Raw genomic sequence first — 19,702 nt, 5'->3', positions numbered from 1 at the left:
ATGCTCTTAGAATATTTAGAGGAATTTAAAGATATTGATTTTTTAGAATCTATAAAGAAATATAGAAATATAATACTATCAAAGTTAAGATACATCTATGAGAAAAATGAAGAATACAAAAAGGATTTAAAGCTATATTTAGTATTGGATAACATAGACAAAAAAAAGTTAGAAGCCTTAATTGACTATCTTCTAATTATTCTTTTATCTCACACTAATTATTTTAACTCGTTCATAAAGGAATATTCTGAAATAAAAAAATATGATTTAATAAAAAAACTCCCTAATAAAATATCTGTTTGGGAATTTATAAAAACTGCTTCAAAGTCGAGAAATAACGATTTACACTTAGAAAGGTTGGATTTAGAAAATGGATATGTTGATATAACTGAAATTAAAGAAATCTACGCAAGAGAATTTATTAGAGTTGAATTAAAGCATCTCGGAGAGTTGGCAAAAAATGTTAAACTTCCTGATGATGAAATTGTAAAAGATTTATTGAAAGAAATAAATGATTATTTAAAAGATAAGGTTAAATATGAATATACAGAAGAGATTAAAGTAAATAACAATATTTTATGTGAAAATATTCCATTGGAATGGCATCCTCCATGTATAAGAGGAATTTTACATGACATTTTAAGTGGTGGCTCCCCCTCTCATTATGCAAGGAGGAGTTTCGTTGTTTATTGGTTTTGTGCAAAGTTTAATCCAAATTTAAGACCCTTAGATAAGGAGGGCAATTTAATAAATATTTCAGCCACTGATATAACCTCTGAGGAAAATATTGAAAAATTTATTGATGAAGTTATTGAAATATTTAAAAATGTAGAAGATTTCGATGAAAATAAGACGAGATATTATATTATGCATAACATTGGCTATAAAGTAGGGCATGGAAGATTTACTCATTGCGAATACTGTAAAAATTGGAAATCTGATGATGGTAAAGGATTGAGTTATTACTGCAAACCAGACGATATTTGTAAAAAAAGAAATATTATTCATCCCTTAGATTATCTATGCTATAATATAAATAGGCATTTAAAGTTAAAAAAGATAAAAAAGAGTAAAAGTTTAATAAAAAAGGAGGATAAAAATGGAAATAATAAATAAATTTTTGGATTTAGAATTACTACTATCTCCAACAGTGTATGAAAAGTTGAAAAATTTTAGCGAAAATGAGATTAACAAATTAATTGAAAAAATTAGAGAATTTAAAAAGTATAACGACTCTTTTATTTTGTTAGATGACAATTTTTTCAATATATTTTTATGTGAAGATTTAAATGAAATAATAAAAAAGTATAAGGATTTTAACTTCATATTTTACTATACTGGAGAGGAAGAAAAAGTAGATGAAAAAGTAAAAGAAAAAGAAAGTAAAAAAGATGAGAAAGAAGAAAAAGAGAAATTTATAGAGAAGGAAGAGGTTGTTGAAAGTAAGTTAAAAGAACTTAAACATAAAGAGGAAGAAAAGAAAGAGATAGATATTGAAAGAATTAAAAGATTTGAAACTATAAGTAAAATAAGAGAAAGTGTAAATAGCAGAATAAAATGGATAGCCAAAGATATAGAGGCAAAAGTTGAAATTTATGAAGATACTGATGTTTCTGGAAAATCTACCTGCACAGGAACCATTGATGACTTTGTTAAATACTTTAGAGATAGATATGAAAGATTAAAATCCTTCATAGAAAGAAAGGCTCAAAGAAAGGGTTATCCTCTAAAGGATATTGCTAAGATGAAGGGAGAAAAGGATGTTTTTGTTGTAGGTATCGTTAGCGATGTAGATACATCAAAAAATGGTGATTTAATAGTTAGAATTGAAGATACTGAAGATGAGCTAACTTTAATCTTACCAAAAGAAAAAATAGAAAATGGAAGATTACCTAATGATATTCTCTTAGATGAGGTTATTGGAGCTATTGGTGTGGTTAGTAGAACAGGAAGAGTTATGTATGTTGATGAAATTATTCGCCCAGCAATACCTCCAAAACCAAAACCAAAAAGGATTGATGAAGAGATATATATGGCATTTTTGTCAGATATTCACATAGGTAGTAAAGAATTTTTACATAAAGAATTTGAAAAGTTTATTAGATTTTTAAATGGAGATGTTGATAATGAATTAGAGGAGAGAGTTGTTAGTAGATTAAAATATATCTGCATAGCGGGAGATTTAGTTGATGGAGTTGGCGTTTATCCAGGACAAGAGGATGATTTGTATGAGGTAGATATAATAAACCAATACAAAGAGATAGCGATGTATTTAGAGCAAATTCCAGAGCATATAACTTTAATAATCTCGCCCGGCAACCACGATGCTGTTAGGCCTGCAGAGCCACAACCAAGATTGCCAGATAAAATAACAAAATTATTTAACAGAGATAACATTTACTTCGTTGGAAATCCATGCACTTTAAATATACATGGCTTTGACACTTTACTATATCACGGTAGAAGTTTTGACGATTTGGTGGGACAAATAAGAACTGCCACTTACGAAAATCCAGTAACAATTATGAAAGAATTAATAAAGAGAAGATTATTATGCCCAACTTATGGGGGGAGATGCCCAATAGCTCCAGAGCATAAAGATTACTTAGTTATTGATAGAGACATTGATATTTTACATACTGGACATATTCATATTAATGGTTATGGGATTTATAGAGGAATTGTTATGGTTAATAGTGGAACATTCCAAGAACAAACAGACTTCCAGAAGAGAATGGGTATTTCTCCAACACCAGCAATAGTTCCAATAGTTAATTTATCAAAAATTGGGGAGAGAGGGCATTACTTAGAGTGGGATAGAGGCATTTTAGAGGTTAGATATTAAAGTTTGGTGACAAAAATGATATTTTTTGATAGGATTGCATATATTTTTAGGTTGGAATATAATTGATGCTATTCTCCTCTTAATGCTGTTACTATTCGATAAATTTTTAAAACAACCAATGATACACTTTTTTTCTAAAGTATTTATGTTGATATTGTCGTCCATACTTATTAGACATTTGTTATTTCTTAAAACTTATAAACTGTTGAGTAATAGATTACTATCTAAGTTTATGAAGTTGTAATTATATAATTTATATATATAATTATTTCAATAAATATTTAAAACTCAACGAATACAGCGATAAAAAGCAATAATATTATTGGGAGAATAAAGATTAAAATATATACAATTGCTGAGTTTATTTCCAAATAATTTAGAAGATTAGGTATAAAATACATCCATACTAAAACAAAACCTAATAAAACCCACCATAATATGTCATTTTTAGATATTTTAGTAAAAGGTAGTTTTTTATATATGATAAATTAGATACTGTAAATTTTATGTTTAAAAGTTTAATAAAAAGTATTGATATACCTAAACTAACCAACGTTATAACAATACTCCTAATTTCAATTTCTTTAATGGTTTCATATAAATCAAACAATTCTTTAAATAGCATATTTAAAACAAGGATAAATATACACCCAAAAATTAACACTAAGATAATAAATTCTATAAAATTAATATCCACTAATCATCACCATTTTGAATTTTATTTAAATCTAAACAATTATTTTGTATTTAAATCTTTCCTGTCTAAATTAAATTGGTGAAAATATGGAGATAATCCCAGTTATTGACTTAATGAACAAAGTAGCAGTTATGGGAAAGAGTGGAAATAGAAAAGAATACAAACCATTAAAATCAGTTATTTGCAACTCATATAATCCAATAGATGTAGCAATGGCTTATAAAGAGAATGGGGCTGAAACTATTTACATTGCTGATTTAAATGCTATAATGAATAATGGAAATAATTTTGAAATCATAAAAAATATAAATTTTGTAAATAAAATTGTAGATGTTGGCTTAAAAGAAAAAAAGGACTTAGAGAATATTAAAAAATTTTTAAATAAAGATGATAAGGCAATTGTAGGAACAGAGACATTAAGGGATATTAATTTAATTAAAGAGAAAGATATAGTTGTTAGTTTAGATTTTAAAAATGGAGAACTTTTAAATTATAGCTTAGATGATATTTTACCATATATTAGGGAAAATATTCCTCTAATAGTATTGGATATCTCATCAGTGGGAACTCAAAGAGGAGTTAATATCGATTTGATAAAATATGTAATGAATAAAACAAACAATCCAGTATATGTTGGTGGAGGTATTAGAGGAATGGAAGATTTAAAAATATGTTATGATTTGGGAGTAGATGGAGTTTTAATAGCAACTGCAATACATAAAGGAATCTTAAATTTAAAAGAGATTATTCACAAGTTTAAGGATTAATTAAAAAATTGGTGATACAAATGGTAGATTATGATGAAATAATTAACAAAATGATAAAAGGAGAAATAAAACCTTATCAATTAGATAAAATGTTTAATCCAAAAATTTCAACTGAAATCAGAAGAAAGTTTTTAGAAAAAACTTTGGGAATTAAATTTGAACACATTAGTAAATATTCAATAGACGAGGAAATGGCTATAAAGAAAAATATTGAGAATATGATTGGAGCTATACAAATCCCTTTAGGTTTCGCTGGTCCTCTAAAAATAAATGGTGAATATGCAAAAGGAGAATTTTATATTCCACTGGCTACAACTGAAGGAGCTTTGGTTGCGTCAGTTAATAGAGGTTGTTCAGTAATAACAAAGTGTGGTGGAGCAACAGTTAGAGTTATTGACGATAAGATGACAAGAGCTCCGTGTTTAAAAACGAAGAGTGTTGTGGATGCTATAAAAGTTAGAGATTGGATTAAAGAAAACTTTGAAAAGATAAAGGAAGTTGCTGAATCAACAACAAGGCATGGAAAATTAATAAAGATAGAGCCAATTTTAATAGTTGGAAGAAATTTATATCCAAGATTTGTATTTAAAACAGGAGATGCTATGGGAATGAATATGGTTACAATTGCTACTGAAAAAGCTTGCAATTTTATTGAAAATGAGTTAAAAAAGGAAGGAATATTTGTTAAAACTGTTGCTGTTAGTGGGAACGCATGTGTAGATAAAAAACCAAGTGGAATGAATTTAATCAATGGTAGAGGAAAATCTATCGTGGCAGAGGTTTATTTAAAGGAAAAAGAAGTTAATAAATATTTAAAAACTACATCAGAGGCAATTGCAGAAGTTAATAGACTTAAAAATTATATAGGGTCAGCAATAAGTAACTCAATGGGTTTCAATGCACACTATGCAAATATTATTGGGGCCATATTCTTAGCAACTGGACAGGATGAAGCTCAAATAGTGGAAGGTAGTTTAGGAATTACTATGGCTGAAGTTGAAGATGATGGTTTATACTTCTCAGTTACACTTCCAGATGTTCCAATAGGAACTATTGGAGGAGGGACAAGAGTAGAGACTCAAAAAGAATGTTTAGAAATGCTTGGATGCTATGGAGATAACAAAGTTTTAAAGTTTGCTGAGATTGTAGGAGGGGCTGTATTGGCTGGAGAATTATCTTTATTAGGAGCTTTAGCCGCAGGTCATTTAGGAAAAGCACATCAAGAACTTGGTAGATAACTATGAGAGAGGCTTATTTAATGATGGTTATAATTGATTCTCTAAAAGAGATAACTGATTTAAAAGAAATTTTAAAAAGTCCCATAAGGCATAAAAAAGTAGTTTTATTTGTTACTGCAATATTTTTAATATCTTTTATAGTTTCATACTTACTTATAGATTATGTCCCATACTTTTCAGGTTTAGGAAATTTATTATTTGACAATTTTAAAAAAGAGGTAGAAGCTTATGATATTTTGAATACAGAGGATAATTTAAAGATTATTCTATTTATATGGAAACATAATTTGTCAGTGTGCATAATGGATTATGTTATTGGAATATTTTCAACATTTGTAATAATTTTTAACTCCTATATATTGTCCTATGTATTGTATAAATTCGGAATAATGGCATTTATCTATTTAATTCTTCCTCATGGAATATTTGAAATTCCCGCTTTAATACTTTCAGCATCAAGTGGAATTTTATTTAATATTGGAATAATTAACTTATTAGCAAATATAAAATTTGGAACTAACAAAGAAGTTTCATACTACATAAAAGAGTCATTAAAACTCTTAATTTTGGCTATAATTTTATTCTTAATCGCTGGAATTATTGAGGGTACAATAACCTTCCAACTATCAAAAGTAATTAGATAGTTTAATGAATTCAGATGAGATCTTTTAGATTTCATTAGATGGGAAAATTTTTGTTGTCTAAATCACAAATTGCAGAACAAGGTTTGAAGACTTGCAAGCGATTATCAAAGTTAGCAGTGAAGGAAAGGAATTATGTTAATGACTATATTCAGTTGTAAATTTAGCGAAAGAAAAGGGGTTTCAAAGGATTGTTATAGGAAATTTAACTAAAAATTTAACTAAAATTGATATTGGAGATAGAGTCAATCAGCAACTGCACAGAATTCCGTTCAGAAAACTAATACATAGAGTAACTTATAAAGCTGAAGAAGAAGGAATATCAGTGGAGTTGGTGGATGAGCATTATACATCTCAAAAATGCAGTGTTTGTGGAGTAATAAAGAAATCGAATAGGAAATACAGAGGTTTATATGTTTGTTCTGTCTGAATGTAAAATGGTTATTAATGCAGATGTTAATGGTGCGAGGAATATATTATTTAGCGTAGTCCCAAATCCCGAATGGGGATTAAACGAAATCCTTACGGATTTCGTAGCCCTCGCTTCGCTACGGTAAGGATAGTGGGCTTAGCTACCCATAGAGATGATCTTAAGCTCCCTCTCCTAAATCCTCCGCTTTAGGTGAAGAGTTGTTATAAAATAGAGTGGAAACAATGTTCAAACCAAAGAAAAAATTAGGACAGTGTTTTTTAATAGATAAAAACTTTGTAAATAAGGCAATAGAATCTGCAAATTTAACGAAAAATGATATTGTTTTAGAGATTGGTTTAGGAAAAGGAATTTTAACTGAAGAACTATCTAAAAATGCTAAAAAAGTTTATGTTATTGAAATTGACAAAAATTTAGAACCTTATGCTAAAAAATTAAAAGATACTTATGATAATGTTGAAATTATTTGGGGAGATGCTGTAAAATTTGATTTAAATAAATTGGATTTTAATAAGGTTGTTGCTAATCTTCCTTATCAAATCTCATCTCCAATAACTTTTAAACTGTTAAAGAGAGGTTTTGATTTGGCAGTTTTGATGTATCAATATGAATTTGCAAAGCGAATGGTGGCAAAAGAAGGAACAAAAGATTATGGTAGATTAACAGTTGCAGTAAAAGCAAGATCTGACCCAGAAATATTGTGTAAAGTTCCTCCAACTGCATTTAATCCAAAACCAAAGGTTTATTCTGCCTTAGTTAAAATAACTCCAAACATTGAGAAGAAGAAAAAAATAGAGAATGAAGAATTTTTTGATAATTTTTTGAGAGCAATATTTCAACATAGAAATAAATCAGTTAGGAAATCTTTAATTGACTCCTCTAAGGAATTAAATTATAGTAAAGAGGAGATGAAAAAAATTTTAGATGAATTTGTGAAAAATAATTTAGATGTAAAAGATTTAATGAATAAAAAGGTTTTTAAACTTTCTGTTGATGAAATTGTCAATCTTTCAAATAAATTTTATAGATTTTTGTCCGAAGGTTAGATAGTATGAAAGTAGTTGTAGGAGGAACATTTGATATATTACATAAGGGGCATAAGGAACTGTTAAAGTTTGCCTCTTCGTTGGGTAAATTAACCGTTGGAATAACAAGTGATAATTTTGCAAAAAAATATAAAACACATGAAATAAATGATTTAAAAACAAGAATAGAAAATTTAAAAAAATTTTTAGATAGTATAAATGCAGATTATGAGATTAAAGTTATAAATGACCCTTATGGCGATGCAATTACAGAGGATTATGATATTATTGTAGTAACTAAAGAAACTTTAAAAAATGCTGAAAAAATAAATGAAATTAGAAAAGTTAGAGGTTTAAAGCCATTAAAAATAATAGTTTTTAAACAAATTACTGCTGAAAATGGAAAACCAATATCTACGACAAGAATCAGAAAGGGAGAAATAGATGAAGAGGGTAGATTGATAAAGTAAATGTGATACTATGGATGTAGTTCTAATTATATTAACTTTAATTATGGTTGGCTATATCTCAAAAGTTTTAAATATATTAAATGAAGAACATGCAAAAATTTTGAATAGTATTGTTATCTACTTTGCAATGCCTTCAACAATATTTTTAACTATAATGAAAAATGTTTCCTCTAATCAAATATTAAATTTTTTAAAACTACCAATGGTTATTTTTATTTCTTTTATGTTAGTTGGATTATTATCTTATCTATTGGGAAAGTATATATTTAAATTGGAGGATAAAAAACTTGGTGGATTAATATTGGTCTCAATGCTTGGAAATACAGGTTTCTTAGGTTATCCAGTTATTTTAGGGATGTTTGGAGAGATTGGGTTGGCGAGGGCAATATTTTGCGACTTGGGGAGTGTTTTTGCCACTATGCTTTTAGGCACTTATGTAGGAATAAGATTTGGAAAGAGTAAAAATAAAAGTGTTTTAAAAGAGATGATAAAGTTCCCTCCCCTTTTGACTGGAATTCTCTCCATAATATTAATAATTTTTAATTTTAATTTAAACTATTTGCCTAACTTTCTATTAAAATCTTTAAATTATCTGTCTTCTGCAACTGTTCCCTTAATTATGATGTCCTTAGGTTTATCTTTATCTCCAAAATCCTTAAAGTTTGGAATCTTTTGGGGATTAATAGCATCTTTATTTAGATTTATTATTTCTCCAACATTATCTTTTACACTATCTGAGATAATCAATATAAAGGGATTAGATAGAAATGTTTTATTAGTTGAGAGCTCTATGCCCTCTGCAATGATGTCCCTTGTCTTAGGAACATTGTATGAATTAGATGTTAAATTAATTGCCTCCTCTATATTTATAACTACAACTTTATCTTTATTGGTTATAGCATTTTGGAATTGGATTCTCTGTTAATATTTTTTGTTCAATGTTCTATATTTAATTTATTATGTAGGGGATTAAAATGACAAAAAGAAAAAACTCTATAAAAAATTATCTTGTTCTTGTTGTTGATATTGATGATGACATTGGAAGAAAGGCAGGATTAAATACTCCTATATTGGGAAGAGAAGAAAATATAAAGGCATTGATAAAATTAGGTTTAGCAGACCCCGGAGATAGTGATGTTAATGCAATTTTGGGGGGTGTTAAAATTTATGATGAATTAAAAAGTTCTGGAAAAAATGTTGAAATAGTTACGATATCAGGAGATGTGAATGTTGAGTCAGAAGAATGTGCTTTAAGATTAAAGGAACAGATTGATTTTATTCTTTATTTGTATAATCCAGATTTTATTTACTTGGTTTCTGATGGTAAGGAAGATGAGTTAATTTTAAAATATTTAGAATCAAAAGATGTTTTTGTTTGGAAAAAGAGGATTATTGTTAAACAGAGTGAAACCTTAGAATCTACATACTATTTAATTCAAGAATTTATAAAAAAGACAATGGAAGAATACATTCCACTAATTTTATCGTTTGTTGGATTTTCATTGTTGCTTTATGCAATATTTGCAGACATTGGTTGGAGAATTGTTGTAGGAATATTAGGACTTTACATACTATCAGAAGGTTTAGGAGTTAGAAAGTTACTTTATGAAAAAATTAAAAAGAAAGAAGAGTTTTCAATAGGGAGAATATTTCCAATCTCTGCAACTATTTCCTTGTTTATACTAATTATAGGACTTACCTACTCTATAAGTTTAATTCATCAAATAAAAGAACTTAACCTACTCATTGGAAAATTTTTCCTACATTTTGTGAATTTTTTAACTTTATCACTAATAGTTTTAATGGTTGGAAAGTTTATAGACAGTGTTATACACTCTGATAATGAAATTTTAGAGATTTTCAAAAAGTATTTCTTCTATTTAATATGCATATTTATTGCAAGAGAATTAATTATAAGTGGTGGTAACTATCTGTTAGGTAATATTGAATTTATTACATTCGTTCTTGAAATAATAGTTTATATATCAATTATAATTATCCTTTCTGTTATCTTATTCACCAAATCAAACAATAAAAATAGGGCAAAATTATGATTACAGTAATGGGAATATCAAAGGATGGTAGTATTGTGGAAGTAAAATTTGATGATCTCAATTTAGAGAATTACAAACTTATTTGGATTGATTGTTACAATCCTAATGATGAAGAAATTTATAAACTTTCTAAAAAAATAGGTATAGAAGTATCTGAGTTGTATATAGGTTTAGATGAGCAAGAAATCCCCAGAGTTGAGGAAAATGAAGATTACTATTTAATTATCTACAAAGCTCCATTATTTGAAGAGGATATTACCACAACTTCTTTAGGTATTTTTATCAAAGATAATATATTATTGACGATACATACAAATAAAATAAAAGCTATTGGAAGATTACACAAGTTGATATTAACAAGAAAGCCGAAGGTTATATTTGAAAGAGGTATTGGTTTTTTATTATACAACATACTGAATGAAATAACGAGAAGTTTTTCGAGGATTTTGATTAGTTTAGAGGAAGAATTAGAAGAGTTGGAGGATAAAGTGTTGGTAGGGTATGATAGAGAGGTTATGGAAGATATACTTAGTTTAAGAAAAACATTAGTTTATTTTAACAAATCTTTAATTGCTAATAGAGATGTCTTAGTTATATTAAAAAGAAAGTATTTACCAATAACTACAAAAGAAGATAGAGAAAATTTTGAAGATTTATACTACGACACTTTGCAGTTAATAGATATGTCTGTAACCTATAGAGAAGTTTTAACTTCTATGATGGACATAACTTTATCGTTGGAGAATATAAAGATGAACCAAATTATGAAAATTCTGACTATGGTTACTACAATTTTTGCTGTTCCGATGTGGATTACTGGAATATATGGAATGAACTTTTCCTATTTACCATTAGCAAATAATCCAGATGGTTTTTGGATTATATTATCTTTAATGATTATTATTATTATAATATTTGTGTATATATTCAAAAGGTCAGGATGGATTTAGTAAGAGGTGATTTTGTGATTATTTGGCCATCATATATTGATAAAAACAAAAGTAGAAGAGAAGGGAGAAGAGTTCCAAAAAATTTAGCGATAGAGAATCCTTGTTTAAGAGATATTGAAAGATCTTTAAAAAAACTTGGTTTAGAGCCTAAAATTTATAGAGAGAAGAGATATCCAAGACAACATTGGGAGATTTGTGGATGTGTAGAAGTTGATTACAAAGGAAATAAATTAAAGTTATTAAAAGAAATTTGCAAAATAATAAAAAATAAGGATTATTGAGGTTTCTCCATTAATTTTTTCTTGCTTAATATTCTTCCATCTGATGCGTGTGGTTTTCTACTAACTGCATCCATAGCTTTTTCTAACTCTCTTGCCTCATCAACTAACTTAGCCGCATACCTCAACATTTCATGGGCAGATGCTACGATAGGAATATATCTCTCTGCATCTTTTATCATAAAGCATCCTTTAACATCTACATCAGCTACTTTTTCAGCGATAACGAAGGCTGCCATCGCCTTTGCCTTCGCGTAAGGATTAGTAAATTCCATTGCTTCAACTGCTTTCTCTTCATTAATAACTATTCTTGGTAATTCTACATGTTTTCCTTCTTTTATTGCAGTAATCATTTCATCAATTGCATTTTGGACAATCCTTAAAGCTCCAGTACCTCCAATGATTCTTAAAATGTCTGAATTAAACATCGCTACTTCTACAGGGTCTAAAAACTCTCTTCTAGCTCCAATCATCGCATCGCATTTTATTATTATATATCCTAATCCCTGCTGTTCCATCTCGTCCTTAACTTTCAATCCAGGAGCATCTCCAACTATTACTGATGGAATTCCACTCTTACTTAATATTTCTCTTGCTTTCTTTGGTCCAGGAGCCCCTGGATTTGGACCTACATATATAATAATGTCTGGCTTAATTTCATTAACCATCTTATTTGTAACTTCTTCAACTGATTCAGGATCCATCTTAGCCCCACTACCTAACACTCTAACGGCTATATCTTTCCTATCAGCTCTTTCATCTAACGCTAAGTCAATCATTGGACTTATACCTAAATTCCCACATTTTATTACTCCTATTTTTACTACCAAAGTTTCACCCATTAATTTTTATATTTTCTATTCTCTATATATTTTCTATGTAGCCTTTCTTATTAAAAATAATATATATTACTATTATTAATAGACAATATTAAAAATTTTAATAAATATGGGATTATTATGAGTAACATTGAAATACCTATAATTGTTGCAGTTTTGAGTTTTATTATTATGTGCCTTGGTGAGATTTTAGCATACTATTCTGTTTCACTAAAATATAAATATGAAATAGAGGCAATATCTTTTGGATTTATTTTGGGAGTTGCAACATTAGTATTAATTCCAAAGGCAGTTTTTAAAGGATTTGAAATATTTGTAGTGTTGGGAATGGGTTTAGTTTATATTATTGAAAAATATCTTTCATACTGCCCCTTATCAAAAAAATACTGCTTAGAATGTAATGAAATAGAAGAATTTAAAATTAAATTTCTATATCCTACATCTTTCTTCATACATACTTTTATAGATGGAGTAATAATTTCAATATCTTACATTAGTAATATTGGACTTCCTCTATATTTTGCTATACTAATGCATAAATTACCAGCAGGTTTTGTATTAATGACCCCATTAAAAGCTGTTTATAAAAATCCATTAATTACAGGAGTTATTGTATCCTTAGGAACAGTTATAGGAACTATTGTTGGTTTAATATTATTAAATAATCTTTCTCAAATATCTTTAAAATCACTATTGGTAGTTTCTGGAGGAGTATTTTTAGGAACATTTCTTACAATATCTCCTCATATTTATGAGCATAAAAAAGAAAAATCTTTCTTATATATACTGTTAGGATATATCTTTGTAACTCTCATCACACTTTTTAAAGTTTAAAATGTTTTTATAGTTATGAGATTCTCCCGATATAGATAATATATAGGCGATTATAGACTACTTTTTACAATTTGGACAATAAACGACCTGTCTCTTTTAGGACTCCATTTTACTCCCGCATATGGGACAGGTTATTGAAATATAGGCAGATTAACTAAAATCGTTATCGTTTTATAACTAATTTTTTGTATTATTTCATTCCAATTAGCCCTATCTAACTTTCAATTGAAATATCTATTTATATACATCTTTCGTTTATTCAATTTTTCTATCATAAACCTCTTTAATTCTGTGTAATTCGGATTAATTTATTTATTATCCATCCTTCAATTGGATGATATATATTGATAGATATTAGGTTGCTATCAATCGTTTTTAATGTTTAATACTAAAATTTGTTTCTTAAATTTCTTTTGAATTCATTTGATTTCGGTAGTTTTAGTTTGTTTTTTTAATCCATTCAATATGTATTCTATTCTTTGTCGTTATATTTTTTTCAATACATATTTAAATACTTCTCTATATTTAATTTATCAGTTTTAAAAGCTGAATGGATATCACTCTATAAAAGAATTTATAGTAATCTCGGTGGTTTTATGAACTGGATTGAAAAATATATAGATATATTCCAATGTCCTTATTGTAAGGGAGAGTTATATTTAGATAAAGATAAAAATAAGTTAGTATGTAAAAAGTGTAAGAGAGTTTATGATATAATTGAAGGGATTCCAATACTATTAAGATATTAAAGTGATAAAATGAGATTATTTATAGCGATAGATATTCCAGAAGAGTTAAAAGAAAAAATAGCCAATTTCCAAAAACAGATAAAAATGAAAGGAATAAAATTAGTTGAAAAGGAAAATTTACATATAACAGTAAAATTCTTAGGAGACGTTGATGAAAATTTACTGAATGAAATATTAGATTTGGATTTATCAATCAAACCTATAAAAATAAAATTAAATCAACTTAATGTCTTTCCAAATATGAATTATATAAGAGTTATATGGATTGGGGCTTATGGAGATAATCTTATAAAAATTTTTGAAGATGTTGATAAAAAACTGGCAAACTTGGGATTTAAAAAAGAGAGGGAATATGTTCCTCATTTAACAATAGGTAGAGTTAAATTTATTGAAAATAAGAAACAACTAAAAGATAAAATTGAGAAATTTAAAGATATTGATTTTGGTGAATTTGAGGCTAAAAAATTAAAGTTGTATAAATCAACATTAACACCAAGTGGACCAATATATGAAGTCATTAAAGAGTGGTAGTAATGAATGAAAATCAGCAAAAAATACATTATATTGTTAATTTACTGACAAATGGTGATAGGAAAAAAGGTTTAAGGCAGATAGTTTTATTAACTTTAATATATTATTTTATAAAATTAAATGTTTTTAAAGATTATGACTATGCTCCTACTCCCTTTATATGGAACGATAAAATAAAATTTATAAATATCTCCTATGAAGCGTTAAAGGACATAAATTTTCTATTAGACAATGGATATTTAAATGAAATTCTTTTATCAGTTATAGGAGTAAATGATTTTGTAGTTGGTTATAGCATTGGAAAAAAAATTGAATATAAATTTAATGTTGAAGACAAAGAGGTTATAGATAGAGCTCTCTTAGAAGATGATGGTAAAATAAAAGATATTGAGATTACTGACAATGGTATAATTATAAAATCAAAAGATGGAAATAATATTGAAATAAATATTACTAAGATTAAAAAAATTAAGTATAAATCAAGAGAATATAAGATGAAGGTATCATTATGGGATACAAAATTGTAAAGATAAAGAAACCAAAAGTGATTTTAACAGAGTGGATTCCATTTGGTAAAAACTATATGACTGAATTTATTGATAGAATTACATTAAAGGAGTATCAAAAAAAGAGAATAAAATATTTTACAACTTCAAAAAATAGAGAAGTAATAAATAAACCTATTTTTGAAACATCTGAATATCAAACAACAGTAAATATTATTGATTTCATTCCAGAAACATCTGTAAAATTTACTGCTGAAATAAGAGGAGATGCAAAAAAAGATTTTTTTGTATATGTTGATTACCTTGGAAGATGCATATATTCCTCAGAAATTTTTAAGGCAGAGGATGAAGAGGAGTTTATAAGTTTAGATTATTTATCCTTTATTTTGCCTGACTTAATATTAACATCTTCAAGAATAATGTCCCATCTAATAGCGGCATCTCAAAGGTATCTCTTAGAAACTTTATATGGAGAATTAAAGGTTTATAAACATGTTACAATTTTAACAGAGACAAAAATAAACATTACTGAGGAATCTTTACCAGAAATTAATCAAGTTGTAGGTCAAGTAAAAAATATTATTAATATAGATGATAGTTTAATAATCTTTGGGGATTTTGGTATATTAATTTCAAGTCCAAATCCAGAGAAGTTTGAGAGATTTATATGCTATTATCCATTCATAAGGAGTATTACAGGAGTTTCAAGAGATTTATTTTATAAATTAAACAGCATTGCCTCAAAGTTAGAAATTATAAGTAGAACTCTCGAATCAGGCATAAATTTGGAAGAAATTGGAGATATTAGAGGAGAGTTAAGTAGAATAGATAGAGAACTGTCAGTTATAGAAATTGTCTGTGGATATTTAAAAGAGATTATTGAATTGTTAGATAATAACTACCCTCCTAACTTTGGAGATTTTGACCTAATGCTCTTAGAAAAGGTTGAGGCAGAAAGAAAAATAAAACGACTTGTTTATAGAATCATCGAAATAGAGAATATCTTAGAAAGTAATGAAAAATTGGCTACAAGTTTAACAAGATTACTAACAACGATATCAGAAGATTTGGAGAGAAATATAGCAAACCAATTAGCTGAAAACACAAAATATCAAGTAGCTATAGGAGAGGCAATGGAAGTTCTTGAAATTGGAATCTTTGGTGTCTATGCCTTAGAGGCTACTCATGTCTTATTAATAACTTCTGGAAAAGAGGAAATCTTAGAACATTTTAAAATATTAGGATTTCCACTAAATTTTTGGATAATGGTATCTGTTATAATTCTTGGAATATACATTGGGAAAGTATGTATTGAATATAAGAAGAAGAAAGCTTTAAAACAGTAAATCAATAATCTTAAAATTTGATTCAATATTTATTCACTCTTTTTAAATTCAGTTTCTGTATTATTAGTTTCTTCTACAGTTTCTAATTCATCCTCATTAATTATAACTCCTCCTTTTGTTCTTGGAGCAATGTCTTTTATAATTTTCATAATATCTTCATTTTTATCAGCAACTATTTTTACAAAAATCCCTCCATGTGTATCTATGTCAAAATTTACCGTCCCTACATAGGCAGCTTGCTTATTTAAGTAAAATTTAGTTGAACTTTCCATAATTCCTTTTTCTAAAACCATTCTTGCGGTGTCTAAAATTGCCTGCCGTCTCAAAATTTCTTTAAATTTCTCTACATTCTTAGTAACTCCTTCCCACTTACCAAATTCATCCTCTCCTTTAACAAAATTAAGTTTTGCCTTTGGAAATATGTTTAATATTGCCTTTTTAACTTTATATTTATCTTCAGTTGGCTTTACCTTTGCTTTAATTATGACTTCCATTATTTCACCCTAAAAATTTCATTTATTTTCTATTTTTTGTTTGATAAATATAAACTTAGATAACTTATTTATGTTTATTTATCCTTAATCTTATTGTTGGTGATAAGATGAAAACTGATATTCTAATTATAGGTGGAGGAGGTTCAGCAGTTAGAGCGGCAATAGAATGTAGAAATAAAGATGTCATAATAGCAGTAAAAGGATTATTTGGAAAAAGTGGATGCACAGTAATGGCTGAAGGAGGTTATAATGCAGTATTTAATCCAAAGGACAGTTTTAAAAAGCATTTTTATGATACAGTAAAAGGTGGAGGATTTATAAATAATCCAAAGTTGGTAGAAATATTAGTAAAAAATGCTCCTAAGGAACTTTTAAACTTAGAAAAGTTTGGCTGTCTATTTGATAGGGATGAAAATGGTTTTATAGCTCAGAGACCTTTTGGAGGGCAGAGTTTTAATAGAACATGTTACTGTGGAGATAGAACTGGACATGAAATAATGAGAGGTTTGATGGAATATATATCAAAATTTGAAAGGATTAAAATCTTAGAGGATGTTATGGCAATAAAGTTAATTGTAAATAATAATAGATGCTATGGAGCTATTTTTTTAGATTTGAAAACTGGAGATATATTTCCAATATTTGCCAAGGCAACAATATTGGCAACTGGAGGAGCTGGACAACTCTATCCTGTAACATCAAATCCTATTCAAAAGGTTGGAGATGGATTTGCTATAGCATATAATGAAGGAGCTGAACTTATAGATATGGAAATGGTTCAATTTCATCCAACTGGTATAGTAGGTTCAGGAATCTTAGTTACAGAGGCGGTAAGGGGAGAAGGAGGAATACTATATAACAAAAATAAAGAAAGATTTATGGCAAGATATGACAAGGAAAGGATGGAGTTATCTACAAGGGATATAGTTGCAAGAGCTATTTATAAAGAGATTCAGGAAGGTAGAGGAGTTAATGGAGGAGTTTATTTGGATGTATCCCACTTACCTAACGAAGTTATTGAGAAAAAATTAGAGACAATGCTTAAACAATTTTTAAAGATTGGAATTGATATTAGAAAGGAGCCTATGATAGTTTCTCCAACCGCTCATCATTTTATGGGAGGTTTGAGAATTAATGAAAAATGTGAAACTAATATAGAGGGATTGTTTGCTTGTGGAGAAGTTACTGGTGGAATTCATGGGGCTAATAGATTAGGAGGAAATGCCTTGGCAGATACTCAAGTTTTTGGAGCCATAGCTGGAAAATCAGCAAAGGAATTCGTTGAAAATTGTGAATTTGAATATATTAATGTAGAGGATTTGATTACAGAAATTAAAGAAGAAGTAAATAACTTAGAAGGAAATTTAAATCTTTACAATTTAATTAAAGATTTAAAAAAAATAATGTGGGATTATGTATCTATTGTTAGATGTGAAGAAGGTTTAAAAAAAGGTCTAAAAAAAATTGAAGAAATTGAAAAAAATATAAAATATGTTAAAGTTAGTGGAATAATTGACATGCAAAAATATTTTGAACTAAAAAATATGATTACCGTTGCTAAATTAGTTACAAAGTCAGCCTTGTATAGAGAGGAAAGTAGAGGAGCACATTATAGAGAAGATTATCCAGAAACTAAAGAAGAATGGAGAGGAAATATAATTATAAAAGATAATAAAATATGGTTTGAAAAGGTAGATTATGATGTTGATGAATATTTAAAGAGAATTTAAAAAAGGTTTGGCTCAGCTGCGGGAGTAGTCATCATTATATTGAAAAATCAGATAGCGAAATTGTCATCATCGCCAATCTTTTTTATTAATTTAATTTTAAATTTTTAATACTTTCCTTCTAATATTTTTAGTGCAATTTCTTTTGCCTGTTTCCTCTTTTCATTTAAATCCTTTAAAAATTCTATAACCATTTCATAAGCCATTTTTTTACACTTTCCACATGTTAATTCTCCACTTTTACATTTTCTATAAATTTCTAAAAGTTCATTATCATCTAAAATTAAGTGATATAAGAATAACTCATAAATGACACATTCCTCTGGAATACCTCCATATTTCTTATGTTCTTCTAAAGTTTTTCTACCGCCAGTTTTAGCTGAAAATATTTTCTTTTTAACAGTTTCTTCATCATCAGTTAAAAATATTGCTGTCTCTGGCTTTGAAGAACTCATTTTTCCTCCTAATAATCCAGTCATAAATCTATGATATGTTGAGGAGGGGGGAATAAATTTAAATTCTTTGGCTCTGTTGGCTATATCCCTTGTTAATCTAATGTGTGGATCTTGATCAATCCCTACTGGAACAACAACTGGTTTTGGTTCTGGATTTAAATTTTCGTCGAGTTGAGGATGTAGTATATCTGCAACTTGAACTATTGGAGCAATTACATGTCCTATATTTGTCTCTCCTTTAAATCCATAAATTGCACTCATTTCGCTCCAATTTGTTTTTTTAGATAAAATTAAAGTCAAATCTTTAACTTTTTGATATTTTGACTGTAAATATACATTTATTTTTTCTGGTTCCAATCCAAGGGCAATATAGTTGGTTATATATTCATTTAAAGCAAGTTTTTTAGTTTTTTCAAAACTCATGTTTCTTGCCCAGTATGCCTCTAAGTCTGCTATAGGAATATTTATATTGTCAGTGTATTTTTGATAATATTTTAATAAATCAACAACCATCTTATGCCCAAAGTGCATTTTTCCAGAGGGCATCATTCCACTAACTACAGCAAACTCTTTATTATTTTTTATAGATTCCACTATTTTTTCAAAATCTCTATGTCCGAGTATAATATTTCTTCTAAAAAAATGATGTTCATCTTTTAAATCCTTTAAAATATCTTCTATTGGTTTTATTCCAAACTGTTCCATTGTTTTTCTATAATCTATAATTGTCGGTGTTTCCCATGGCGTTAATTCCATACATCTCACCTTTTATTTTCTAACTAATTAACAATTATTAGATTAAAATAAAAATAGTTTAATTAAAATA

Annotated in this window: 22 protein-coding genes and 1 pseudogene; 18 read left to right on the top strand and 5 right to left on the bottom strand. The window is 27.9% G+C overall.

Features of this window, described 5'->3' with window-relative positions; all coding sequences use genetic code 11:
* Both KMP69_RS05895 and KMP69_RS05890 read left to right on the top strand, forming a co-directional pair.
* A complete protein-coding gene (locus tag KMP69_RS05895) occupies nt 1–1,116 on the top strand; it encodes a hypothetical protein (RefSeq protein WP_214399536.1) in 1,116 nt (371 codons plus the stop codon).
* Nucleotides 1,100–2,845 (top strand): DNA-directed DNA polymerase II small subunit, encoded by a 1,746-nt coding sequence (locus KMP69_RS05890; RefSeq protein WP_214399535.1) that lies wholly within the window; start codon nt 1,100–1,102, stop codon nt 2,843–2,845. The genes KMP69_RS05895 and KMP69_RS05890 overlap by 17 nt, the downstream gene beginning before the upstream one ends.
* Nucleotides 2,846–3,263: 418 nt before the next feature.
* On the opposite strand, the gene KMP69_RS05885 is transcribed toward KMP69_RS05890, so the two are convergent.
* Nucleotides 3,264–3,542, bottom strand: a complete 279-nt coding sequence (locus tag KMP69_RS05885; protein ID WP_214399534.1) for a hypothetical protein — start codon at nt 3,540–3,542, stop codon at nt 3,264–3,266.
* Between the two features lie 86 nt (nt 3,543–3,628).
* Here KMP69_RS05885 and KMP69_RS05880 point away from each other — a divergent pair, with 86 nt between their 5' ends.
* From KMP69_RS05880 to KMP69_RS05835, 10 genes are all read left to right on the top strand, one after another.
* Entirely contained in the window at nt 3,629–4,309 is a 681-nt protein-coding gene (locus tag KMP69_RS05880; protein WP_214399533.1) for a HisA/HisF family protein, read from the top strand.
* Nucleotides 4,310–4,329: 20 nt separating this feature from the next.
* The gene (gene hmgA / locus KMP69_RS05875) at nt 4,330–5,547 is read left to right on the top strand and encodes a hydroxymethylglutaryl-CoA reductase (NADPH) (RefSeq protein ID WP_214399532.1); all 1,218 of its coding nucleotides are present in this window, start codon (nt 4,330–4,332) and stop codon (nt 5,545–5,547) included.
* 2 nt (nt 5,548–5,549) lie between these two features.
* Nucleotides 5,550–6,191 carry a stage II sporulation protein M gene (locus tag KMP69_RS05870; protein ID WP_214399531.1) on the top strand — a complete coding sequence of 214 codons (642 nt, stop codon included), beginning with the start codon at nt 5,550–5,552 and terminating at the stop codon, nt 6,189–6,191.
* A gap of 187 nt (nt 6,192–6,378) precedes the next feature.
* On the top strand, nt 6,379–6,618 hold the full coding sequence (locus KMP69_RS08140) for a zinc ribbon domain-containing protein (RefSeq protein ID WP_336244392.1): 240 nt from the start codon (nt 6,379–6,381) through the stop codon (nt 6,616–6,618).
* Between the two features lie 224 nt (nt 6,619–6,842).
* The gene (gene rsmA, locus KMP69_RS05860) at nt 6,843–7,664 is read left to right on the top strand and encodes a 16S rRNA (adenine(1518)-N(6)/adenine(1519)-N(6))-dimethyltransferase RsmA (RefSeq protein WP_214399530.1); all 822 of its coding nucleotides are present in this window, start codon (nt 6,843–6,845) and stop codon (nt 7,662–7,664) included.
* Between the two features lie 5 nt (nt 7,665–7,669).
* Nucleotides 7,670–8,113 carry a phosphopantetheine adenylyltransferase gene (locus tag KMP69_RS05855; protein WP_214399529.1) on the top strand — a complete coding sequence of 148 codons (444 nt, stop codon included), beginning with the start codon at nt 7,670–7,672 and terminating at the stop codon, nt 8,111–8,113.
* Between the two features lie 10 nt (nt 8,114–8,123).
* Nucleotides 8,124–9,038 (top strand): AEC family transporter, encoded by a 915-nt coding sequence (locus tag KMP69_RS05850; protein ID WP_214399528.1) that lies wholly within the window; start codon nt 8,124–8,126, stop codon nt 9,036–9,038.
* 49 nt (nt 9,039–9,087) lie between these two features.
* Nucleotides 9,088–10,167 carry a DUF373 family protein gene (locus tag KMP69_RS05845; RefSeq protein ID WP_214399527.1) on the top strand — a complete coding sequence of 360 codons (1,080 nt, stop codon included), beginning with the start codon at nt 9,088–9,090 and terminating at the stop codon, nt 10,165–10,167.
* Nucleotides 10,164–11,117 (top strand): magnesium/cobalt transporter CorA, encoded by a 954-nt coding sequence (gene corA, locus KMP69_RS05840; protein WP_214399526.1) that lies wholly within the window; start codon nt 10,164–10,166, stop codon nt 11,115–11,117. The genes KMP69_RS05845 and corA overlap by 4 nt, the downstream gene beginning before the upstream one ends.
* A gap of 14 nt (nt 11,118–11,131) precedes the next feature.
* Nucleotides 11,132–11,398, top strand: a complete 267-nt coding sequence (locus KMP69_RS05835; RefSeq protein ID WP_214399525.1) for a signal recognition particle subunit SRP19/SEC65 family protein — start codon at nt 11,132–11,134, stop codon at nt 11,396–11,398.
* Here KMP69_RS05835 and KMP69_RS05830 read toward each other — a convergent pair.
* Nucleotides 11,392–12,225 carry a F420-dependent methylenetetrahydromethanopterin dehydrogenase gene (locus tag KMP69_RS05830; protein ID WP_214399524.1) on the bottom strand — a complete coding sequence of 278 codons (834 nt, stop codon included), beginning with the start codon at nt 12,223–12,225 and terminating at the stop codon, nt 11,392–11,394. The two genes, KMP69_RS05835 and KMP69_RS05830, sit on opposite strands and share 7 nt — an antisense overlap.
* A 129-nt stretch (nt 12,226–12,354) precedes the next feature.
* Between KMP69_RS05830 and KMP69_RS05825 the strand changes: the two genes are divergently transcribed.
* Complete coding sequence (locus KMP69_RS05825) at nt 12,355–13,068, top strand: ZIP family metal transporter (protein ID WP_214399523.1); 714 nt, start codon at nt 12,355–12,357, stop codon at nt 13,066–13,068.
* 99 nt (nt 13,069–13,167) lie between these two features.
* On the opposite strand, the pseudogene KMP69_RS08135 reads toward KMP69_RS05825, so the two are convergent.
* Nucleotides 13,168–13,438, bottom strand: a pseudogene (locus tag KMP69_RS08135) (RNA-guided endonuclease TnpB family protein); the annotation flags it as partial.
* Nucleotides 13,439–13,664: 226 nt separating this feature from the next.
* On the opposite strand from KMP69_RS08135, the gene KMP69_RS05820 reads away from it, so the two are divergent.
* The 4 genes from KMP69_RS05820 to KMP69_RS05805 are packed head-to-tail and all read left to right on the top strand — an operon-like array spanning nt 13,665 to nt 16,200.
* Complete coding sequence (locus KMP69_RS05820; RefSeq protein ID WP_214399522.1) at nt 13,665–13,817, top strand: Trm112 family protein; 153 nt, start codon at nt 13,665–13,667, stop codon at nt 13,815–13,817.
* A 9-nt stretch (nt 13,818–13,826) separates the two neighbouring features.
* Nucleotides 13,827–14,348: an RNA 2',3'-cyclic phosphodiesterase gene (gene thpR, locus KMP69_RS05815; protein ID WP_214399521.1), complete on the top strand. Its 522-nt coding sequence runs from the start codon at nt 13,827–13,829 to the stop codon at nt 14,346–14,348.
* 2 nt (nt 14,349–14,350) lie between these two features.
* Nucleotides 14,351–14,875, top strand: a complete 525-nt coding sequence (locus KMP69_RS05810) for a hypothetical protein (RefSeq protein WP_214399520.1) — start codon at nt 14,351–14,353, stop codon at nt 14,873–14,875.
* Nucleotides 14,857–16,200, top strand: coding sequence for a hypothetical protein (locus KMP69_RS05805; protein WP_214399519.1), 1,344 nt, complete (start codon nt 14,857–14,859; stop codon nt 16,198–16,200). Before KMP69_RS05810 ends, KMP69_RS05805 begins: the two co-directional genes overlap by 19 nt.
* Nucleotides 16,201–16,229: 29 nt before the next feature.
* Here the strand turns inward: KMP69_RS05805 and KMP69_RS05800 are convergent, their stop codons facing one another.
* Entirely contained in the window at nt 16,230–16,694 is a 465-nt protein-coding gene (locus KMP69_RS05800; RefSeq protein ID WP_214399518.1) for an RNA-binding domain-containing protein, read from the bottom strand.
* A gap of 107 nt (nt 16,695–16,801) precedes the next feature.
* Here KMP69_RS05800 and tfrA point away from each other — a divergent pair, with 107 nt between their 5' ends.
* Nucleotides 16,802–18,424: a fumarate reductase (CoM/CoB) subunit TfrA gene (tfrA, locus tag KMP69_RS05795; protein ID WP_214399517.1), complete on the top strand. Its 1,623-nt coding sequence runs from the start codon at nt 16,802–16,804 to the stop codon at nt 18,422–18,424.
* 104 nt (nt 18,425–18,528) lie between these two features.
* Here tfrA and KMP69_RS05790 read toward each other — a convergent pair whose 3' ends face one another.
* On the bottom strand, nt 18,529–19,632 hold the full coding sequence (locus tag KMP69_RS05790; protein ID WP_214399516.1) for a tryptophan--tRNA ligase: 1,104 nt from the start codon (nt 19,630–19,632) through the stop codon (nt 18,529–18,531).
* Between the last annotated feature and the right edge of the window lie 70 nt (nt 19,633–19,702).

Origin of the sequence: Methanocaldococcus lauensis (genome assembly GCF_902827225.1) — an archaeon.
Classification (GTDB): Archaea; AGJL01; Methanococci; order Methanococcales; family Methanocaldococcaceae; genus Methanocaldococcus; species Methanocaldococcus lauensis.
This window is presented reverse-complemented; position numbering and strand designations above follow the sequence as displayed.

What these genes read in the sequence shown, in the direction of transcription:
- hmgA (WP_214399532.1), top strand. Translation starts at nt 4,330, where the DNA reads ATGGTAGATTATGATGAAATAATTAACAAAATGATAAAAGGAGAAATA.
- KMP69_RS05805 (WP_214399519.1), top strand. Translation starts at nt 14,857, where the DNA reads ATGGGATACAAAATTGTAAAGATAAAGAAACCAAAAGTGATTTTAACA.
- thpR (WP_214399521.1), top strand. Translation starts at nt 13,827, where the DNA reads ATGAGATTATTTATAGCGATAGATATTCCAGAAGAGTTAAAAGAAAAA.
- KMP69_RS05880 (WP_214399533.1), top strand. Translation starts at nt 3,629, where the DNA reads ATGGAGATAATCCCAGTTATTGACTTAATGAACAAAGTAGCAGTTATG.
- KMP69_RS05870 (WP_214399531.1), top strand. Translation starts at nt 5,550, where the DNA reads ATGAGAGAGGCTTATTTAATGATGGTTATAATTGATTCTCTAAAAGAG.
- tfrA (WP_214399517.1), top strand. Translation starts at nt 16,802, where the DNA reads ATGAAAACTGATATTCTAATTATAGGTGGAGGAGGTTCAGCAGTTAGA.
- rsmA (WP_214399530.1), top strand. Translation starts at nt 6,843, where the DNA reads ATGTTCAAACCAAAGAAAAAATTAGGACAGTGTTTTTTAATAGATAAA.
- KMP69_RS05895 (WP_214399536.1), top strand. Translation starts at nt 1, where the DNA reads ATGCTCTTAGAATATTTAGAGGAATTTAAAGATATTGATTTTTTAGAA.
- KMP69_RS05890 (WP_214399535.1), top strand. Translation starts at nt 1,100, where the DNA reads ATGGAAATAATAAATAAATTTTTGGATTTAGAATTACTACTATCTCCA.
- KMP69_RS05800 (WP_214399518.1), bottom strand. Translation starts at nt 16,694, where the DNA reads ATGGAAGTCATAATTAAAGCAAAGGTAAAGCCAACTGAAGATAAATAT.
- KMP69_RS05855 (WP_214399529.1), top strand. Translation starts at nt 7,670, where the DNA reads ATGAAAGTAGTTGTAGGAGGAACATTTGATATATTACATAAGGGGCAT.
- KMP69_RS05825 (WP_214399523.1), top strand. Translation starts at nt 12,355, where the DNA reads ATGAGTAACATTGAAATACCTATAATTGTTGCAGTTTTGAGTTTTATT.
- KMP69_RS05790 (WP_214399516.1), bottom strand. Translation starts at nt 19,632, where the DNA reads ATGGAATTAACGCCATGGGAAACACCGACAATTATAGATTATAGAAAA.
- corA (WP_214399526.1), top strand. Translation starts at nt 10,164, where the DNA reads ATGATTACAGTAATGGGAATATCAAAGGATGGTAGTATTGTGGAAGTA.
- KMP69_RS05820 (WP_214399522.1), top strand. Translation starts at nt 13,665, where the DNA reads ATGAACTGGATTGAAAAATATATAGATATATTCCAATGTCCTTATTGT.
- KMP69_RS05810 (WP_214399520.1), top strand. Translation starts at nt 14,351, where the DNA reads ATGAATGAAAATCAGCAAAAAATACATTATATTGTTAATTTACTGACA.
- KMP69_RS05850 (WP_214399528.1), top strand. Translation starts at nt 8,124, where the DNA reads ATGGATGTAGTTCTAATTATATTAACTTTAATTATGGTTGGCTATATC.
- KMP69_RS05845 (WP_214399527.1), top strand. Translation starts at nt 9,088, where the DNA reads ATGACAAAAAGAAAAAACTCTATAAAAAATTATCTTGTTCTTGTTGTT.